The following is an 18,985-nucleotide window of genomic DNA, read 5'->3' as shown; positions in this document are numbered from 1 at the left end:
GGCAACGCCGATGTTTTGGCAACGCCAGCGAGCGGGTCGCATTTGTGACAAGGTGACGTGAAACGAAAGGGCGCTGACCTTCCGGTCGCGCCCTTGAAGTTGAACGTCAGATTGTCCAAATGCGGCCCGCGCAGCGTCGGCCGGTTACGGCGTTTGGTAAAACGCCGTAACTACTCTCGGGCTCCGTACTGCTCGTAGTAGGCGTCGATGGCGGCCTTGAGCTCGTCATCGATGACGACCTTGCCGTCGATCTCGTGGTTGTAGAGGGTCTCGACGACCTCGGCCATGGAGACGATGCTCGCGACGGGGAAACCGTACTTGGCCTCGATCTCCTTCTGCGCGGTGGTCACGCCGCCCTTGCCGACCTCCATGCGGTTGAGGGACACGATGAGGCCCTTGATTTCGACGTCGGCAGCAGCCTTAACCTTGGGATAGGTCTCGTCGATGGACTTGCCGCTGGTGGTGACGTCCTCGACCATGACCACGCGGTCGCCGTCCTGGGGCTCATAACCCAGCAGGTTGCCCTTATCGGCACCGTGGTCCTTGGCCTCCTTGCGGTCGCAGCAGTACTTGACCTCCTTGCCGTACAGCTCGTGGTAGGCAATCGCGGTCACGACGGCCAGGGGAATGCCCTTGTAGGCCGGCCCAAACAGCACGTCAAAGTCGTCGCCAAAGTTATCGTGGATAGCCTGGGCGTAATACTCGCCCAGCTTCTTGAGCTGATAGCCCGTCACGTAAGCGCCGGCGTTCATAAAGAACGGGGACTGACGGCCGCTCTTGAGCGTAAAGCTGCCGAACTTAAGGACGTCGGACTCGACCATAAACTTGATGAACTCTTGCTTGTAAGCCTCCATGCGGGCTCCTCTCGTAATCGCGTACGTGCTCTCCAGTTTAGCGCAGGCAGGGCGTCGATGCGGGCGCGCTTTGAGGCCACGGCATTCTGTAAGAGCTTTGTCGGAGACGATGGTTTTCTGAACAATGGGGGTTGACATGTCAAAACCCCTCATCAAGAATACGGGCGGATTGAAACGGGTACGAGATACCCAAAGCGCGCTGCGCCCGGCCTTAAGGAGGTGTGCCATGGAAGGCAGTCCTAGTCGAAAAACCTGCATGTCGCCCTCGGCACGCCGTGAGGATTCCGTATTCGCATAAGCACCACGAACCGATCGTCAAAACCACCACAAAGGTGCCTGTCCCCTTTGTGGTGGTTCGCGAGCTTGACGTGAGCGACATCTAGGTTTTTTGAAGCAAATACGACACGTACGCTAACTCCCTTCAACAAGGAGGACCCTATGCTGATGCTCAAAACCGCCACGGTACTCGAAGCTATCTCCAAGCGCCGCCGCACGGCGCGCCCTGCCGCTCACACCGGCCTGTCCAAGAACACCATATTCGCCGCCACCCATAGCGCCGAGGACGCCCTCGTACTGCTCGAAGCCACGGCAAACGGCCTCACCGCCGAGCAGGCAACCGAGCGCCTGGACACCTCCGGCCCCAACACCATCGAGGCACCGACCAAGACGCTCGCCCGCCGCATCGCCGACGCCTTCATCGATCCCTTCGCCGGCATCCTCGCCGCGCTCGCGCTGGTCTCGCTCTACATCGACGTGCTCGCCGTGCCCGAACCGCAGCGCGACCCCTCCACGGTCATCGTCATCGGCATCATGCTGCTGGTATCGGGCGGCATGAAGTTTATCCAGGAAGCCCGCAGCGGCAATGCGGCAGAGGCCCTCAAGGACCTGGTCTCCAACACTTGCACCGCCCTGCGCGACGGCGAGCGCATCGAGATCCCCTTCGACGAGCTCGTCCCCGGCGATGTAATCCGCCTCTCTGCCGGCGATATGGTGCCGGCAGATGCCCGCATCATCACCGCGCGCGACCTGTTTGTGATCGAGTCCGCACTCACCGGCGAGAGCGAGGCCGTCGAGAAGACCACCGCCGTCACCGTCGTCGAGGGCGCCGACGGCTCCGCACTGCCACTCTCTGCCTGCAAGAATATCGTCTTTACCGGCACCTCCGTGCAAAACGGCACCGCCATGGCGCTTGTCGTTGCCACCGGCTCGGACACCTACCTGGGCGGCATCGCCAAGATGCTCAACGGGCGCGGCGAAAAGAGCGCGTTTGATCACGGCGTCTCGAGCGTCTCCATGTTGCTCGTACGCCTCATGCTCGTTATGGCGCCGGCCGTCTTTGCCATCAACGCCACCACCAAGGGCAACGTCATCGACGCGCTGCTGTTCGCCACGAGCGTGGCCGTGGGCATCACGCCGCAGATGCTTCCCGTCATCGTGACCACGAGCCTGTCGCAGGGCGCCAAGGACCTCGCCCGTCGCCAGGTTATCGTCAAGGAGCTGCCGGCGATTCAAAACCTTGGCGCGATGGACGTCCTGTGCTGCGACAAAACCGGCACCCTCACCGAAGACCGCATCGTGCTCGAGCGCTATCTCAGCACCGACGGCAACGAAGACGCACGTGTGCTGCGCCATGCGTTTTTGAACAGCTTCTTCCAGACCGGCCTCAAAAACCTTATCGACCTGGCCGTAATCGACCGTGCCGATGTGACGCCCTCGACCGTAGTGCCCGATTCTATGCTGGGCCAGAGTCTGCGCGACCGCTATACCAAGGTCGACGAGGTTCCCTTCGATTTCTCGCGCCGTCGCCTGAGCGTAGTTGTCGCCGACTCCCAAGGCAAAACCCAGATGGTTACCAAAGGAGCTGCCGAGGAAATGCTCGAGATCTGCTCCTTTGTCGAGATCGATGGCATCGCCCAGCCGCTCACCGACGAGAACCTCGCCCAGATTCGCAAGCAGGTCGCCGGACTTAACGCCGAGGGCCTGCGCGTGATTGCCGTGGCGCAGAAGACCGATCCGCTCTGCGTGGGCGAGTTTGGCATCGCCGACGAGTGCGACATGGTGCTGATGGGCTTTTTGGCCTTCCTCGATCCGCCCAAAGCAAGTGCCGCGGGCGCCGTCGCCACCCTCGAGGCCAAGGGCGTAGCGGTCAAGGTACTGACCGGCGATAACGACCGCGTCGCCGCCACCGTCTGCGCACAGATTGGTATCGATGCGAGCAACGTCTTGCTCGGCTCCGAGATCGATGCGCTCGACGACGCCGAGCTTGCCGAGCGCGCCGAGAAAACCCACCTCTTCGCCAAGCTCTCGCCGCTGCAGAAGGCGCGCCTGGTACGTGTCATGCGCGAGATGCTCGGCCACACCGTGGGCTTTATGGGCGACGGCATCAACGACGCCGCCGCCATGCGTGCGAGCGATTGCGGCATCTCGGTCGATTCGGCCGTCGATATTGCCAAGGAATCCGCCGATATCATCTTGCTTCAGAAGGACCTGGGCGTGCTCGAGCGCGGCATCATCGAAGGCCGCCGCACTTACGGCAACCTGCTCAAGTACCTCAAGACCACGGTGAGCTCCAACTTTGGCAATGTGCTGTCCGTGACCGTCGCGAGCCTGTTCTTGCCGTTTTTGCCCATGAGCGCCCTGCAGCTGGTACTGCTGTCGCTGGTCTACGAGATCGTGTGCATCGCACTGCCGTGGGACACCGTCGATGACGCCTGGACTGCCCGCCCGCGTGCCTGGGACGCCGCGTCCATCAAGGGCTTTATGCTCGAGCTGGGCCCCGTGAGCTCGCTGTTTGACATCGTGACCTTCGCCACGCTCTTCTTTGTCGTGTGCCCCGCCGCCGTGGACGCAAGCTGGTCCGAGCTTGCCGCCGCGGGCGACGTCGCGGGTATGGCGACCTTTGCTGCGCTCTTCCAGAGCGGCTGGTTTGTCGAGTCCATGTGGTCGCAGACACTCGTGGTCCACATGTTGCGCTCCCCGCATCTGCCGAGCCCGCGCGACCACGCCGCGCCCGCATTGTGCGTTCTTACCGTGCTGGGCCTGGCGCTCGTCACCTGTCTGCCGGCAAGCCCCATCGCCGATGCGCTCGGCCTCATGCCGCTGCCCACGAGCTTTTTTGGGCTGCTCATTGGCATCGTTACCGCCTATATCGCGCTCACCCAGCTGGCAAAGCGCCGCCACATTGCCCGCCACGGCGAGCTGCTGTAGCAAGTAGACGGAAAGCACCCCGCCAGCTGCCGTTGCCACTACCACAGCTGCCAACGCCGCTGCCGTTGCCTCTGCCGCTGCCGCAGTCTATCCCCTCAGCAGTTGCGGTGAAATAGTTCCTGTTTAAGGTCCCGTGACTTTAATTTAGGGACTATTCCACCGCAACTTATTGGAGGATTAGCTAGTCCTTGGGCGTCCAGGACCAGAAGAAGTTGATAAGGGCCACGCGCGAGGCGGTGCCGGTCTTCTTGTTGATTGAGGAAATGTGGCGATAGAGCGTGGAGCGCGAAAGGAAAAGCGTTGTGGCGATGTCCTGAACGCTCTGGTCCGAAACGACCAAGGCCTCAAGAATATCGCGCTCGCGCTCTGTAAGTCCAAAGGTGGCGACGAAAGCATCGAGGCGTTCATCGGACGTGAGCTCCGCCGCCTCCACGGGCTCGGGGTCGGAGCATGTGGGCGCAAGATCCCCACCAAGATCGTCGGTGGCAAGCGGCAGTCCGTCCCGCATCGCGGCATCATCGGCTCGTTGCCCCAACTGCCCCAGCAGCGTAATCGCAATGCCCACAAACATCACGAGCGCCGCACCGACCGCAGCCAGCACATTTTGACTCGAGATAATCGCCACTGCCGGCGCCGTCACGAACATCGAGCACACGTTGTTGACGACGCGACCCATGCACGGCCAAAAATATGACCAGCGCGCATAGAGCGAGACGGCGGCATATTTTGTGGTAAAGAACACCACGAAAAAGCCCGAGCCCAGATAAAAGATGATCGTGGCAGCAAGCTCGTTGCCGCCATTGCCATCGACGATAAGTACAAAGAACGAAAGCGTGGACAGTATGGCGGCACATGTCATGCCGATATTCATATACGAGCGGCCGTGCAGGTCAAATAGTGCGCCAGCGACCAACGAGCTCACGACAAGCAGCAGGCGCGGCCAATCGCCCAAATCGACGGCTCCGACAGCATGCAGGGTCGTGAAGCCCGCGTTGAGAGCGGCGAATACGCTGGAAAGATACGCCGTCGCCACGGTCAGGCGAACTACGGCGCGACGGAATGCCGCCTTTGCCTTGGGATCGTCTTGCCACTTGGCGCCATATTCCAAAGCATCTACCGAAAGTCCGGCAGCACTGGGTTCAAAGTTGGGATCGGACTCGTCGCGCAGCTTGGCGCGTCGGGCACCGTGGAGCAACGCCACCTGCGCGATCGCACAGACGACCAGAACAGCCTGCTGAGGAATGCCGACAGGCATCACCATGTGGTTGAGAACCTGCACCAGAACGCCCATAGCGTAAGAAAGTGCGGCGGCGCGCGCCAAGCAGGGCGTTCGCGCAAAGCGCCTCGCAAAATTTGCATGGGCAGTCGATCCGCAGTAGCCCAGCGCGCAGCACGCCACCAAACCGCCGGCAATTACCACCTCAACCTGAACCGCCATTATCAACAGCAGCAATGACGCCACCAGCAATACGCCCGTGATGTCGCTCGTCGCGTCAATGGCATGGGGACGGCGATAGTACAGAATGGGACGTACAAAAAAGCCAATCACGCTCGCGCCGATAACAAAGCTCTCATAAATAACGACCTCGTTCGGAGACACGAACTCGGCCATGCGCACGTCAAAGAGATACTCGCACGCCAAAAACGTGAAGAAGAACAGCGCCAGGCATATAATCTCCCGAATGCCCCGACGCAAATATGCGGTTGTGTCTCCCATGCCCCTCATGGATACCCCCCCCCGCCACTCAAATGTCTGCAAATCTATTCTATTAGAGAACCAGTCCTAATACCGAAACCAAGCTCGAAATGCTCCAAATTTGACCCCAGCCGTCCGCATCATGCCGCGGTTTTGATCCGCATGGACCAGAAGGGACGCGCGCGACGCCGCTTCCTTGATGGGCATCCCGATGCGAACGCACCCGGAGAGCATTAACTACTCGCCGGGCGCCTTGGTTAGGAGACTCTGAAGTTGAGTGTCTCAACTTCCTTAGGACAGGTCCTCACCATTAGAAGCAATAACCTTCTTGTACCAGTCGAAGCTCTTCTTCTTGGAACGCTTGAGGGTGCCGTTGCCCGCATCATCGCGGTCGACATAGATAAAGCCGTAGCGCTTGGACATCTCGCCTGTGCCGGCAGACACCAGGTCGATCGGGCCCCAGGTGGTGTAGCCCAGCAGGTCAACGCCGTCCTCGGTCACCGCATCACGCATCGCGGCGATATGCTGGCGCAGGTAGTCGATGCGGTAGTCATCGTTGATGGAGCCGTCCTCCTCGACAACATCCTTGGCGCCCAGGCCGTTCTCGACCACAAACAGCGGCTTCTGATAACGGTCGTACAGATCGTTGAGCGTAATACGGAAGCCCAGCGGATCGATGGCCCAGCCCCACTGGCTCTCCTGCAGGTAGGGGTTCTTGGCGCCGGCGAAGGCGTTGCCCTGGGTGCGCTCGACATCGGGGTTGTCGGCACCGGCGGAGCAACGGGTGCTGTAATAGCTAAAGCTGATGAAGTCGACGGTGTTGGTGGCCAGGATCTCGCGGTCCTCGTCCGTCATGCCCACATCGATGCCCAGGCGCTCGAGCTTCTTGACGGCATAGGCCGGGTAGTAGCCGCGGCTCTGGACGTCGACGAAGAAGTAGTTGTCCTGGTTGTCGAGCTGCGCCTGGCGCACATCGCCCGGACGGCAGCTGTAGGGGTAGTAGCTACCTGCGGCGAGCATGCAGCCGATCTTGACCTCGGGGTCGATCTCGTGGGCAATCTTGGTTGCCCAAGCGCTGGCGACGAGCTCGTTGTGGGCGGCCAGGTACTCGACGGCCTCCTTGTTCTCGCCCTCCTCAAAGACCAGACCGGCACCCATAAACGGCAGGTGCAAGATCATATTGATCTCGTTAAAGGTGAGCCAGTACTTCACCAGGCCCTTGTAGCGGGTAAAGATCGTGGTCGCGAGGTTCTTGTAGAAGTCGATGAGCTTGCGGTTGCGCCAGCCGCCGTACTCCTTGATGAGGTGAATCGGGCAGTCGAAGTGCGTGATGGTAACGAGTGGCTCGATGCCGTGCGCCTGACACTCGCGGAATACGTCCTCGTAGAAGGCCAGGCCAGCCTCGTTGGGCTCGGTTTCGTCACCGTTGGGGAAGATGCGGGTCCACGCCAGACTCATGCGGAAGGTCTTAAAGCCCATCTCGGCAAAGAGGGCGATGTCCTCCTTGTAGTGGTGATAGAAATCGATGCCGGTCTGCGCGGGATAGTAATAGCCGTCCTCGAAGTCGAGCATCTTGCGCTTGCCAGAGACCACCGCATAGCGCTCGGGGCCGTGCGGAGCCACGTCCACGTTGGCCAGGCCGCGTCCGTCCACGTCGTAGGCACCCTCGCACTGGTTGGCAGCCGTCGCGCCGCCCCACAGGAAGTCATTACGGAAAGCCATACATCAATCCTTTCGCACGCTGCTTGTCGTGGTTTCAGTATCCCCGCAAATAGGGCCTCGCTCAACGACAGCGGCGCAGGTCGACACTTCTTTTCGCACGCGGGCGCTCGACAGCCGCCCCCATCTGACACTTTTTGATACCCGCCCGCCCAATCCACCACAAAGGGGACAGGCACCTTTGTGGTGGTTGGGGGCGGTTTGTCTCGATCTGTAACAAGTAGGTCGCCAAAACCGGGCCTGGTGTTACAGATTGAGATTGTTCGGTCTGTCCCCTACGGTTTGTCTAAATCTGTAACAAGTAGAGACGATTTAGCCCGCTAGATGTTACAGATCGAGACAGAAGATTCTAGTCGCAGGCGATGTCGAGGTTTTGCCGACGAGGCCTACGTAACCGCCTTCGCTCAGCAATTCATTTGACTGAATAGGAAAGAAAGGAAAAAATAGGAAAAAAAGGAAAGGAGACTTATGACTGAAACCATCTTCTCCCCCTCATTTGGAAATCGCCCGTCCTATCTGGTGGGTCGCGGGAACGTGATTTCGACATTCATCTCCGGTCTTGAGCAGGAGCCGGGCAATCGAGACCGAGCCATGCTCATGCTCGGCCAGCGAGGCGGCGGCAAGACGGTTCTTCTGTGGGAACTTGCCGACCGCGCACGCAAGCTCGGTTTTGTTGTCGCCACACCCACCGTAGCCTCCGAAGATATGCTTGAGCGCATTGTTGAAAAAATCCAAGAAGCAGGCGAGCCTTATGTCAGCAAGCGTCATCTCCCCAAACTTTCTGGCGGTAGCTTGAGCGTCTTCGGCTTCTCAGCCGGTCTCGAGTTCACACGCGATGTGCAGGAGACCAAGAGTTTCCAGTTCAAACTCACGCAGCTGGCGCGCAAGCTGACCGAGCAGGGGCACGGCATCCTCATCCTTATCGATGAGCTCCAAGCTAATTCACCTGAGATCAGACAGCTCGTCACCGCCTATCAAGAGCTGGTCGGTGAGGGACTCAACGTCGCGCTTGTTATGGCAGGTCTCCCGGGAGCCGTCTGTGCAACGCTCAATGACCGCGTGCTGACATTTCTCAACCGCGCTCGCAAGGTCACGCTCGAACCGCTTTCAGTCGGAGATGTCGATGCCTATTATCAGCGTGCTTTCGAAGAGCTCGACCTTGATATTCCAGGCGATCTTCGCCTCCGTGCCGCTCGCGCAACCCAAGGCTCGCCCTATATGCTGCAGCTCATCGGCTATAACATCGGCAATCGCTGCAAGACAGGAGAACACGTAACGCCAGAGCAAGTCGACGGAGCTATCGAAGCGTCAAAAGCCGATTTCGAAAACGATGTTTGTGAAACGACGCTCGCCGCGCTATCGGACCAAGACGTCGCGTTTCTCGACGCAATGACTGATGACGAAGACGCCGTTTCGCGCATTTCCGATGTAGCGAAACGTATGTCAGTCACACCCGACTATGCGCAAAAGTATCGCCGGCGCCTCATCGACGCCGGCGTAATCGAACAGGCGCGCCGCGGTTACGTGCGTTTCGCCGTTCCATATATGGCTGACTATCTGCGCAGCCAACTCTAGGCAGCCACCGCAATGGGGACAGGCACCTTTGTGGTGGTTTGGGCCCGTTTGTCTCGATCTGTAACAAGTAGGTCGCCAAAACCGGGCCTGGTGTTACAGATTGAGATTGTTCGGTCTGTCCCCTACGGTTTGTCTAAATCTGTAACAAGTAGAGACGATTTAGCCCGCTAGATGTTACAGATCGAGACAGAAGATTCTAGTCGCAGGCGATGTCGAGGTTTTTGCCGATGAGGCCTACGTAGCCGCCCTCGGCAGCCTTGGGGCTGTCGGCGTGGCAGAGGACCCACTTGTCGGCCTTCCAGTAGCAGTAGCTGTCACCGGTGGCAGGCATGTCGGCTGCGGCCTCGGGGCGCGGGCCGTTGGTGCCGGCGGGAAGCGCCACCATCACCTGGAAGCCACCGTCGTCGACCATGCACGGCGTGTAGTGGAGCGTGGTGTTGAAAACCTCGACAACCTTGCCCGCCGGCACGCGGAACGCCTTGACGCACGCGGTGTCGAGCTTGCCGTCCTCGATCTCCCAGCGATGCGCCACAAGCAGGATAAAGTCGCGAGCGCCCAGGTTGAATTCACTGGCGCGGTGGTACTCCAGACAGTTGAGACGCGTGTTGTGGCCGTTGCACCAGCCGAGCTGGAAGGGACGGCCACCAAACATGAGAAAGCCAAGCTTGTCGGCATCCTTGACGCCCTCGAGCTCGGGCGCAGAGGCCACATACTTGCTGCCCTCGGGGATGGGCGTGGAGGCAAGTGCCTCGAGCACGGGCGACGTAAGCTCGGACGGAACGTTATCCCAAACGTTGCCATAGGACTTGAACTCGGGATCAGAGACAGAGTAGATATGCATGTTCGCTCCTGTTCGTTTGTGTGACAGTATGAACATTCTAGAACAATCTTGTTCTGTTTTGAGCACTCGGCATAAAAAAGCGCTCCGCAAAGAGCGGGAGCGCTTCTAGTACAAACGCTATTCCTGCGAGGGACTTACGCCTGCTGATAATGCAGGTGCTTCTCATCGATATCGGCCAGGTCACGGTCGAGATAGCGGCGCGCGAGCCAGTTAGCCATGGGAAGGTTCTGGTCCAGGTAGTTGCCGCACTCCTCAGGTGCGGCACCGGGGACATCGCCCTCAAAGTCGGCGACAAACTCGAACAGCTCACGCACGAGCGGCAGGATCTCCTCGCTCGTCACCTCGCCAAATACGACGAGGTAAAAGCCCGTGCGGCAGCCCATGGGGCCAAAGTAGACAATGCGGCTCGACCACTCGGCATGATTGCGAAGGAACGTCGCGCCCAGGTGCTCAATGGTGTGGCACTCGGCGGTGTTCATGACCGGCTCCTTGTTGGGCGTGGTCAGGCGCAGGTCAAACGTGGTGACGGCAGCACCGGTCGCCGGATCGCGGTCGATGCGGCTCACATACACGCCGGGCTCAAGCAGCAGATGGTCAACGGAAAAACTCGCGATGCGCTCCATGGCAGATCCTCTCGGTAGTCAATTTGGGACGGGCTCTTTTAGCTGGTTCGAATGGTCGCACCAATCATACCAGTCAAAAAAGCCCCGTCCCAAAAAGACAACTTAGCCAAGGACACGGGCCATACGTGTCTTGAACTCGGACAGGAAGCGCGGAGCATCCACGGTCAGTGCCACAAGCGCGCTCTTGTCCGGATCGGACAGGCGACGCTCATCGCAGATGGTGCGACCGCGGTACTCGCCCAGCAGATCAACACGCAGGTTGCAGCCGAGCGCACCTACGAGCGTGGGGTCGATCGCCACGGCAACGGCCAGCGGATCGTGCAGTGCACAACCACCCAGGTAGGGTGCGTTCATCTCGTACGAGCCAATGTAGTGCTCGACCATGCTCGCAAATGCGCAGCCCGCCATAGTGCCCGAGCCCGTCCAGCCGGCAATGTCGCGGCGTGTGAGCACCACGCGATGCGTCACGTCCAGACCCACCATGGTGAGCTTACGGCCCGAGCGCAGCACCGCGTCGGCTGCCTCGGGGTCGCTCGCCATATTGGCCTCGGCACCCGCACTCACGTTGCCGGGCACGGTAAGGGCGCCGCCCATCACGACCACGCGGCCGATGGACATCATCGCCGCCGCATCGCGCTCCAGGGCGAGCGCCAGGTTGGAGAGCGGGCCAGTCGCTACGTAGACCAGATCGGGACCATAGGTGCGCGCGGCATCAATCAGGTAATCGACCGCCGCATTGCCATCGGCCGACGTCGCGCCCACCGGCTCGTACGGAGAGGCGGGCACGCTTGCGCCGCCGATGCCGTTCTTGCCGTGAATGAGCACGGTGGACGCCGGCGGCGTATAGGGCTCAGTCGCCTGCAGAGGACGGTCGGCACCCAGGTACACCGGAACCTCGGGGCGACCCAGCAGATCGAGCACCGCCAGGCAATTGTGCGCCGATTGCTCGACGCGCACGTTACCAAAGCACGTGGTGATGCCCACGAGCTCCACCTCGGGGCTCGCGATGGCATAGGCCAGCGCCATCGCATCGTCAACACCCATATCCAGATCAAGGATCAGCTTCTTGATTGCCATTGTTCTACTCCGCTTCTCCGTCTTTATCGTTTAACCAAACCAATGTTCAACTTCGGCGCGCGTGGGAATCGATTGCTGAGCGCCCAGGCGCGACACCGTCACTGCCGAGGCGCGAGCACCCGCGGCCATGCACTCAAAGAGCGGCAAGCCCTCTAGGCGAGCCGCCGCCAACGCGCCGATAAACGTATCGCCGGCGGCCGTGGTATCGACTACCGCGCTCGAAAGCGCCGGCATGCGCAGCAGCTCACCGTCATCGCCGAGCGTAACCGAGCCGGCACCGCCCAACGTGATGACCGCGGCGCCGGCGCCTTTGGCAAGCAGGGCTTTGAGCGCGGCGACGCAGCTCTCATCGTCCTTGGGCAGGATACCCGTCAGCACCTGGCACTCGGTCTCGTTGGGGCAGACCAAGTCGACCGCAGACCAGACCTCCGCAGGCAGCTCGCAGGCGGGCGCTGGATTAAAGACCGTATAGAACCCCAGCTCGTGAGCGCAAACAAGCGCCTCGGCCGTCGCCGCAAGGTCACATTCGCCCTGGGCGATAAAGACGCTTCCGGCAGCCGGGGCAATCTCGCTGGCGTCGCCGTCGAGTTCATGGGCCACCAGACGCCTCAACGCGCAGGCAACGTCCGCGCCCGCAAGCGCATGGTTGGCGCCCGGTGACAGTATGATGCGGTTGTCGCCCTCGCAGCGAATGATGGTCGCCGTTCCCGTCTCCACGTCATCGCGATGCACTACAAAGTCACAGTCCGCGCCGGCGTCTTGGAGCCCCGCCACGAGCGACGCGCCGAACGCGTCGCGACCGACCGCGCCGATCATGTGCGTGCACGCGCCCATACGCGCGGCAGCTACGGCCTGATTGGCGCCCTTGCCGCCGGCGTTAGTGATAAACCCGCTGCCGCCGACCGTCTCGCCCGCACGTGGTATGCGCTCGCACGCCACCGAAAGGTCCATGTTCATGCTGCCGAACACCGCAACGATGCCGCGATCTGCCATGGAAACCTCCTCATCTGCGGGCCTTATGCCCACCGTCGGCCGTCGATCGTGCACTCTCGCGCCCCCTATAACTTTAGTTCACTTTGATGTGGACGCGCGCTTGAGCTTGCGCCAGCAGCAAGCATTCACAGGAGCAGGCAGCTACAATGAATACGTGCTGATTATTCTCGTCATTGGATGATGTTTTATGGAACAATTCTCGCAATCGGGCCCGCGCGGTCGACGCCGCACGGGCAACGAGCCGGCGTCGCACGAACGCGTGAAGGACGAACGCCGTGCCAACGAGCCGCGACGCACCGCGAGCCCCCATCGTGCTTCTGCCAACAACGCGGGCCGCGCCAACACTCCCGCCGCGGAGCAGACGCCTGCTCGCCCCAAATCCCGCTACATCCCTGCCCTTGACGGTCTGCGTACGCTCGCCGTCGTCACAGTGGTGCTCTATCACCTTAACCTCACGTGGGCTCAGGGCGGCCTGCTTGGCGTAACGATCTTCTTTGTGCTTTCGGGCTATCTGATCACGCGCTTGCTGCTCAACGAAGTCGCTAAGACCGGACGCATCGACCTCAAGAGCTTCTGGATTCGCCGCATCCGTCGCCTGGTCCCCGCCGTGGTGACCGTCGTGGTGGTAACCTGCGCGCTGTGCACTCTCTTTAACCACGTGATGCTCACCAAGATGCGCCCCGACATCCTGCCGTCACTGCTGTTCTTCAACAACTGGTGGCAGATTGCCCAAAACGTCTCGTACTTCAATGCTCTGGGCGACCCCTCGCCGCTCACGCACTTTTGGTCGCTTGCCATCGAGGAACAGTTCTACCTGATTTGGCCGCCACTGCTGTTTGCCATGGTATCCATGCATGTGAGCAAGCCCAACACGCGCCGCGTGGTTCTGGGCCTTGCCGCGGTATCTGCCCTAGCCATGATGGTGCTTTACAACCCCGCCGCCGACCCCAGCCGCGTGTACTACGGCACCGACACCCGCGTGTTCTCGCTGCTGCTGGGTGCCTGGATGGCCTTTATCCCCGATTGCGACCTGGCGCCGGTGCGTCTCGCTCGTCGTTTGGGGCTCAATCGACTGGCTGGCGCCGCCAAGCACGGCAAGAACGCCGAGGGTAAGCCTGGCGAGAAGGCCGACGAAGCAGCCGAGACCACCCCGGTTCAGCCGAGCGCCCTCGTGCGCTTTTGGTCCTCGCCCGCATCCATCGATGTGTTGGGCGTCGTGGGTCTGGTTGGCCTTGCCGCCATGGTCGCGCTCACCAACGGCTACACCGCCTTCCAGTATCGCGGAGGCACGCTGCTGTGCTCGATCCTCACGCTCTTGGTCATCGCGGCCTGCGTGCAGCCCCAGGGCATGGTCGCGCGCGCCCTTGCCGCCGAACCGCTCGTGTGGGTTGGCAAGCGCTCGTACAGCATCTACCTGTGGCACTATCCCCTGCTGTTGCTCATGAACCCGGTCGCCAACATCAACGATACACCGTGGTGGCAGTACATTTTGCAGGTGCTGTTGGTGGTCGCCGTGGCCGAATGCTCATATCGCTTTATCGAGACGCCGTTTAGGAAGGGCACCTTTGGGCGCACCGTATCCGAGTTCCGCGACGGCACCGCCACGCCCGCCAACTGGGCACGCGCGCACGTCCCTGCCTGCGCAGCCTGCGCCGTCGTGTTGGTCGTTGCGCTGGGCGGTCTGATCTTTGTGCCGGAGACCTCCGCACTGAGCGGCGAGGGCGCCGAAGTTCTGAACAAGGAAGCCAAAAACACCGCGCCCACCGACCAGCAGGCGGCCGACGACACCGACAAGGACAACGACGGCTTCCCCGATGGCTCCTACGATCTGCTTATGATCGGCGACTCCATGTCGCTGCGTGCCGTAGACACCTTTGACGGCGTGTTCCCGCACAGCCATATCGATGCCGAAAAGGGCCGCCAGTTTGATGCGGGGCGCGCGACATTTGAGGGCTATATCCAGCAGAACCTTGCCGGCAAGATCGTGGTCTTTGCCCTGGGCACCAACGGCTTGGTAACCGACGACCAGATCGACGCCATCATGGCCGATGCAGGAGATAGGCGTATTGTGGTGTTTGTGAACACGCGCAGCCCGCAGCCGTGGGTTGGCTCTACCAACCAGGCCATCGCCAACGCCGCTACGCGCTACAAGAACGTGCGCGTTATCGATTGGTACGGATACAGTGCTAACCGCAACGACCTGTTCGATGGCGATGGCACGCACCTATCGACCACTGGCGTGACTGAGTACCTCAACTTGATCCACGATGCTGTCAAGAAGGACCTGCCCGTACACCCCGAGGATCACGTCAACGATCCGCAACCGGCAGCCGTCAAGTCCGCCACCGACGCGCTCGTCAATGCTCTCGCTATCAAGCCACACAAGCTGGGCACCGACAAGTAACCTGCAGCGCAAACTTCCCACATCCGGAGGGGGCGTCTGCCACGGCAGACGCCCCCTCCGGCAGTTAGGGACGTTCCTTATGTGCCGGTACCTAGGGACACTCCTGGCGCAGCCAATGAAGACCTCTACGGATGAATTCCAGGCCGCTCCGTCGCTCCAGACATCGTTTCCGCGCCTCGCGCCTGCCCCAAACAATCAAAACAAGCCCTTTTCGCCGCACCCTCAAAGGTCTGTGGGCAAAAAAGGGCAAATATGAGTACTGTTACCATTTTAGTAGCAGGCAAAACCACCCAAAATGACGTCCGAGCGAACCCTACAACCCCCTAAGACAGCCAACCTGACTGGTTTAAGGCGTATTGGAGCCAATTTTAGTGAACATACTAATGGTTATGTTCATTATCTATTCAGATGTAAACGCTATTCACTTAGCAACAGTACTCATATTTGGCATTTTTTGTCCATTGCTATATAACTAACACCCTATAGCAGACAAAAAACAGGCCGCAGCCCATGGCGGCGGCCTGTTTGGAGTCCAAAAGAGGCGCTAAGCGCTGTAGCCCATCGCTTGCAGCACAAACATAACGACTGTCAGCACCGTAATCACGGCGATAGTCGCCCAAGTAAGCACGTTCCACACGCGGCCGTTGCGGTTAGCGCCCATAATGTGACGGTCAGCGGCAATAACCACCTGGAACACCAGAACCACGGGCAGTAGCACGCCATTGATGACCTGCGAGGTCATCATAATCTGGAACAGATCGACGCCGGGCATAAGCACCAGCACGGCAGAGATACCGATGATGGCCGTAATGATGCCGCGATAGACCGGGGCCTCGTCCCAGCTGCGGTCGGCACCGCGCTCCCAGCCAAATGCCTCGCAGATAGCGCTCGACGTAACGCCCGGCAGCACGCAGGCGGCCAAGAAGCTCGCCGCGACCAGGCCCGAGGCAAACAGTACCGTGGACCACTGACCCGCAATAGGCTCCAGCGCGCGGGCAGCATCGGCAGCATCGCTTATCTGAATACCCGCCGGGAACAACACCGTACCGGTCGTGATGATAATAAAGCCGGCAATGACATCGGCGGCAAGCGAGCCGCTCACGGTATCGATGCGCTGCAGCACGATATCGTCCTCGCCCGCGTTCTTATCGACCACGTTGTTCTGCGCCAAGAAGATCATCCACGGCGCGATGGTGGTACCGATCGTTGCGACCACGAGCGACACGTAGCTGGGGTCATTTTGAATGTTAGGCACGACCAAGTCGACCGCGACCTCACCCCAGTTGGGGCCAGCCATAAATGCAGCGACGACATAGGTCACGAACACGCAGCTCACCAGCAGCAAAATCTTCTCGATGCGCTGGAAACTACCCGACATGGTAAGCATCCACACCAGCAGCGCCACCAACGGCACCGAGATGCTCGCCGGCACGCCAAAGAGAGCAAGGCCGCTGGCGATGCCCGCAAACTCCGAAATGGTCACAGCCGTGTTGGCGATCAACAGCGCCGCCATGGCCAACACGCTCCTGCGCACGCCAAAGCGCTCGCGGATGAGCGAGGCCAAGCCCTTGCCTGTGACGCAGCCACAACGCGCCGCGGTCTCCTGCGTCACGATGAGCAGCACAGTCATGACGGGAAGCATCCAGAGCATCTTATAGCCATAGCTGGCGCCCGCGCTGGAATACGTTGCAATGCCGCCGGCGTCATTGCCCGAAAGCGCAGCCAACAGACCGGGACCCATAGCGCCAAAGATGGCCGCGATGGTCAACTTTTGCTTGGTGCCCGACTTTTGCTTGGTATTTTGCACGCGACCACCTAACCAATGACCGACATGGTGAGCAGCACCGCAGCGGCGCAGTACGCTACGCACGAGATCATGACGGCAATAACGTTCATGGCGGTGCCCGACGTGTTGAGGTCATGCTCGTCACGCCAGAACAGCACCATCAGGTAAATCACGGCGCTCATGTTGCCAACCAGGCAAATGATGGCAGCGATATTAAAGCACCCGGTAAAGAGTTGCTCCTCAAACATGGGCGCATCGGGGAACGCAGCGGTGCGCACCAGCTGGGCGCACAGGTAGGTCACGAGTGACAGAATCAGGCCCATGCCCGTGCTCTGGAAGAAGAACCCCAGATACGGCTTGGGCTCGTCGTCGTGACCGTCATACTCCAGGAAGTAGTTCTTGACGAACGACACCATGCGCGAGGCCGCCAGCAGCACGAGCGGCATGGCGCACATGGGGAACACCACCAGATGCGCGGAGCCGAGCGCCGTTCCCAGCACGGTCGCCATGATGCACGACGCGATGCCCCATACAACAACCCAGTACTGACGATGCGCGAACCAGCTGAGCACGTTCGTCGAGTCGTCCGACGCGCTATCGCCCGAGCCGACACCGGCGATCTGCAGGTCCTCCTGGTGCTCCTCGGCGATAACGTCCATGGCGTCATCGAAGGTTACGATACCCAGGATATGACGGTTCTCGTCGCAGACAGGGATGGCAACCAGGTCGTACTTGGTCATCTCGTCCGTCACGTCTTCCTGGTCCTCGTCGGGCGACACATAAACCAGGTCGCGATAGGCCAGCTGACCCAGCGTGGCGTCGCGGTCGGCTACGATCAGCGTGCGCAGCGAAAGCACGCCGGTCAGCATGCCGCTCGGATCCTCGGTATAGACGTAGTAGACGCTCTCGAAGTCCTCGTCGAGCTCGCGAATCGCCTCGATGGCGTCACCGACCGTTGCCGTGGCGGGCAGGGAGACAAACTCCGAGGTCATGATGCGGCCGGCGGTGTTGTCCTCATACCCCAGCAGGTTACGAATCGCCTTCTCCTCCTTGACGCCCATCAGGCGCAGGAGCTTCTCGGCCTTCTCGTAATCGAGCTCGTCGATCAGGTCGGCTGCATCGTCCGGGTCCATCATGGCCAGCATCGACGATGCGTCCGTGTCGGACAGGCCCTCGAGCATCTCGGTCATAAGCTCGTCGTCATCGAACTCCGAGATGGCCTCGGCGGCCTGGGCAGTATCGAGCTGCGCAAACACCTGCGCACGTAGGCGCGGGTCGAGCTGCTCGATAATATCGGCGATGTCGGCAGGGTGCAGCTCGCCGAGCGTCTTGTGCGACACCGAAAGTTGAATGTTCTTGGTCGAGCGGTCGAGCAGGTCCATGTAGGACCAAGCGATGATGTCCTCACTGAGCGGCTTGCCCAGGTGCTTCATAAAGCCTTCGACGATATGCTCGAGCGCGGGGCTGATGGCGCGTAGCAGACCGCGGGCACCGACCTCGGCGCCCAGCAGGCGCAGCTGATTTTCGCCCGACATGGAAAACTTGATGTCGTTTACGCGCACGACCTTCATGCCCTGCGTGTCGACAATCTGCTTGTTGAGCACGTCGCGGGCAAGCAAGAGTTCGGTCGGCTGCAGGTACGAAAAACGGATTTCGGTGGCCGACGTCTTAAGGTGTACACCCGTCTCGTCGATACGGTCGACCCATTTGCGCCAGCTGATCATAAACGGCGTCTTGCCGGGTCCGCGGAACGCGAGCGACGTCACGTGCGGAAAAACTTCGCCGGTAGCAATACCAAAATCGTTCACCACGCCGAGCTTTTCGCCGTCGACGTCCAAGACCGGCAATTTGAGCATCTCACTCAGATAATTCAATGGTGCTCCCCATCATTATTCCTCCGGACGCGGCCGCATGTGCGACGTCCGGGGGCTTCTGGATATGTATACGCATGCGCGGGCGGCACGCCGCTCGACGCTTACACCCCGTGCATGCGCAAAAAGCACCTGCATGGGGTCATCGACTGTATGGTCGAGGTTTGGATTTCACCTGTAACCTTTCTCTTGACCCTCATTAACCGCAGTAACTATAGCATCAGCATCGCCCTGCGGCATCGAATTTATGCGCTGCACATTGCAGGCATACCAAACCTTGATTCTCATTTTCATTGCAACAGCCTCAGGACTCAGCGCAACGCGTTGCGCTGAGTCCTG

The 18,985-nt window shown here is 60.4% G+C and carries 12 protein-coding genes; 3 read left to right on the top strand and 9 right to left on the bottom strand.

Features of this window, described 5'->3' with window-relative positions; genetic code table 11:
• Positions 1–170 precede the first annotated feature (170 nt).
• On the bottom strand, positions 171–854 hold the full coding sequence (gene pyrE / locus JMJ97_RS07010; protein ID WP_117630014.1) for an orotate phosphoribosyltransferase: 684 nt from the start codon (positions 852–854) through the stop codon (positions 171–173).
• A 438-nt stretch (positions 855–1,292) separates the two neighbouring features.
• Between pyrE and mgtA the strand changes: the two genes are divergently transcribed.
• Positions 1,293–4,061 carry a magnesium-translocating P-type ATPase gene (mgtA, locus tag JMJ97_RS07005; RefSeq protein ID WP_260699680.1) on the top strand — a complete coding sequence of 923 codons (2,769 nt, stop codon included), beginning with the start codon at positions 1,293–1,295 and terminating at the stop codon, positions 4,059–4,061.
• Between the two features lie 181 nt (positions 4,062–4,242).
• On the opposite strand, the gene JMJ97_RS07000 is transcribed toward mgtA, so the two are convergent.
• Positions 4,243–5,787: a helix-turn-helix transcriptional regulator gene (locus JMJ97_RS07000; RefSeq protein ID WP_260699679.1), complete on the bottom strand. Its 1,545-nt coding sequence runs from the start codon at positions 5,785–5,787 to the stop codon at positions 4,243–4,245.
• Between the two features lie 261 nt (positions 5,788–6,048).
• Complete coding sequence (locus JMJ97_RS06995; RefSeq protein WP_260699678.1) at positions 6,049–7,479, bottom strand: 6-phospho-beta-glucosidase; 1,431 nt, start codon at positions 7,477–7,479, stop codon at positions 6,049–6,051.
• A 465-nt stretch (positions 7,480–7,944) separates the two neighbouring features.
• Here JMJ97_RS06995 and JMJ97_RS06990 point away from each other — a divergent pair, with 465 nt between their 5' ends.
• Positions 7,945–9,051 (top strand): ATP-binding protein, encoded by a 1,107-nt coding sequence (locus JMJ97_RS06990; protein ID WP_260699677.1) that lies wholly within the window; start codon positions 7,945–7,947, stop codon positions 9,049–9,051.
• Between the two features lie 196 nt (positions 9,052–9,247).
• Here JMJ97_RS06990 and JMJ97_RS06985 read toward each other — a convergent pair whose 3' ends face one another.
• The 4 genes from JMJ97_RS06985 to JMJ97_RS06970 form a co-directional block, all read right to left on the bottom strand.
• Positions 9,248–9,892, bottom strand: a complete 645-nt coding sequence (locus tag JMJ97_RS06985) for a DUF4867 family protein (RefSeq protein ID WP_260699675.1) — start codon at positions 9,890–9,892, stop codon at positions 9,248–9,250.
• 134 nt (positions 9,893–10,026) lie between these two features.
• Complete coding sequence (locus JMJ97_RS06980) at positions 10,027–10,515, bottom strand: S-ribosylhomocysteine lyase (protein ID WP_117798872.1); 489 nt, start codon at positions 10,513–10,515, stop codon at positions 10,027–10,029.
• 102 nt (positions 10,516–10,617) lie between these two features.
• The gene (locus tag JMJ97_RS06975) at positions 10,618–11,592 is read right to left on the bottom strand and encodes a nucleoside hydrolase (protein ID WP_260699674.1); all 975 of its coding nucleotides are present in this window, start codon (positions 11,590–11,592) and stop codon (positions 10,618–10,620) included.
• A 30-nt stretch (positions 11,593–11,622) separates the two neighbouring features.
• Positions 11,623–12,585, bottom strand: coding sequence for a ribokinase (locus tag JMJ97_RS06970; RefSeq protein WP_260699673.1), 963 nt, complete (start codon positions 12,583–12,585; stop codon positions 11,623–11,625).
• Positions 12,586–12,772: 187 nt separating this feature from the next.
• Between JMJ97_RS06970 and JMJ97_RS06965 the strand changes: the two genes are divergently transcribed.
• Positions 12,773–14,989: an acyltransferase family protein gene (locus JMJ97_RS06965; protein WP_260699672.1), complete on the top strand. Its 2,217-nt coding sequence runs from the start codon at positions 12,773–12,775 to the stop codon at positions 14,987–14,989.
• Between the two features lie 544 nt (positions 14,990–15,533).
• Here the strand turns inward: JMJ97_RS06965 and JMJ97_RS06960 are convergent.
• Positions 15,534–16,730: an Nramp family divalent metal transporter gene (locus JMJ97_RS06960; protein WP_260699703.1), complete on the bottom strand. Its 1,197-nt coding sequence runs from the start codon at positions 16,728–16,730 to the stop codon at positions 15,534–15,536.
• Positions 16,731–16,804: 74 nt separating this feature from the next.
• Positions 16,805–18,649, bottom strand: a complete 1,845-nt coding sequence (locus JMJ97_RS06955; RefSeq protein ID WP_260699671.1) for a magnesium transporter — start codon at positions 18,647–18,649, stop codon at positions 16,805–16,807.
• Positions 18,650–18,985: the final 336 nt, after the last annotated feature.

The organism is Collinsella aerofaciens, assembly GCF_025289055.1.
Lineage (GTDB): Bacteria > Actinomycetota > Coriobacteriia > Coriobacteriales > Coriobacteriaceae > Collinsella.
Note: the sequence above shows the minus strand (reverse complement) of the source record. Positions and strands in the feature narration are given on the sequence as shown.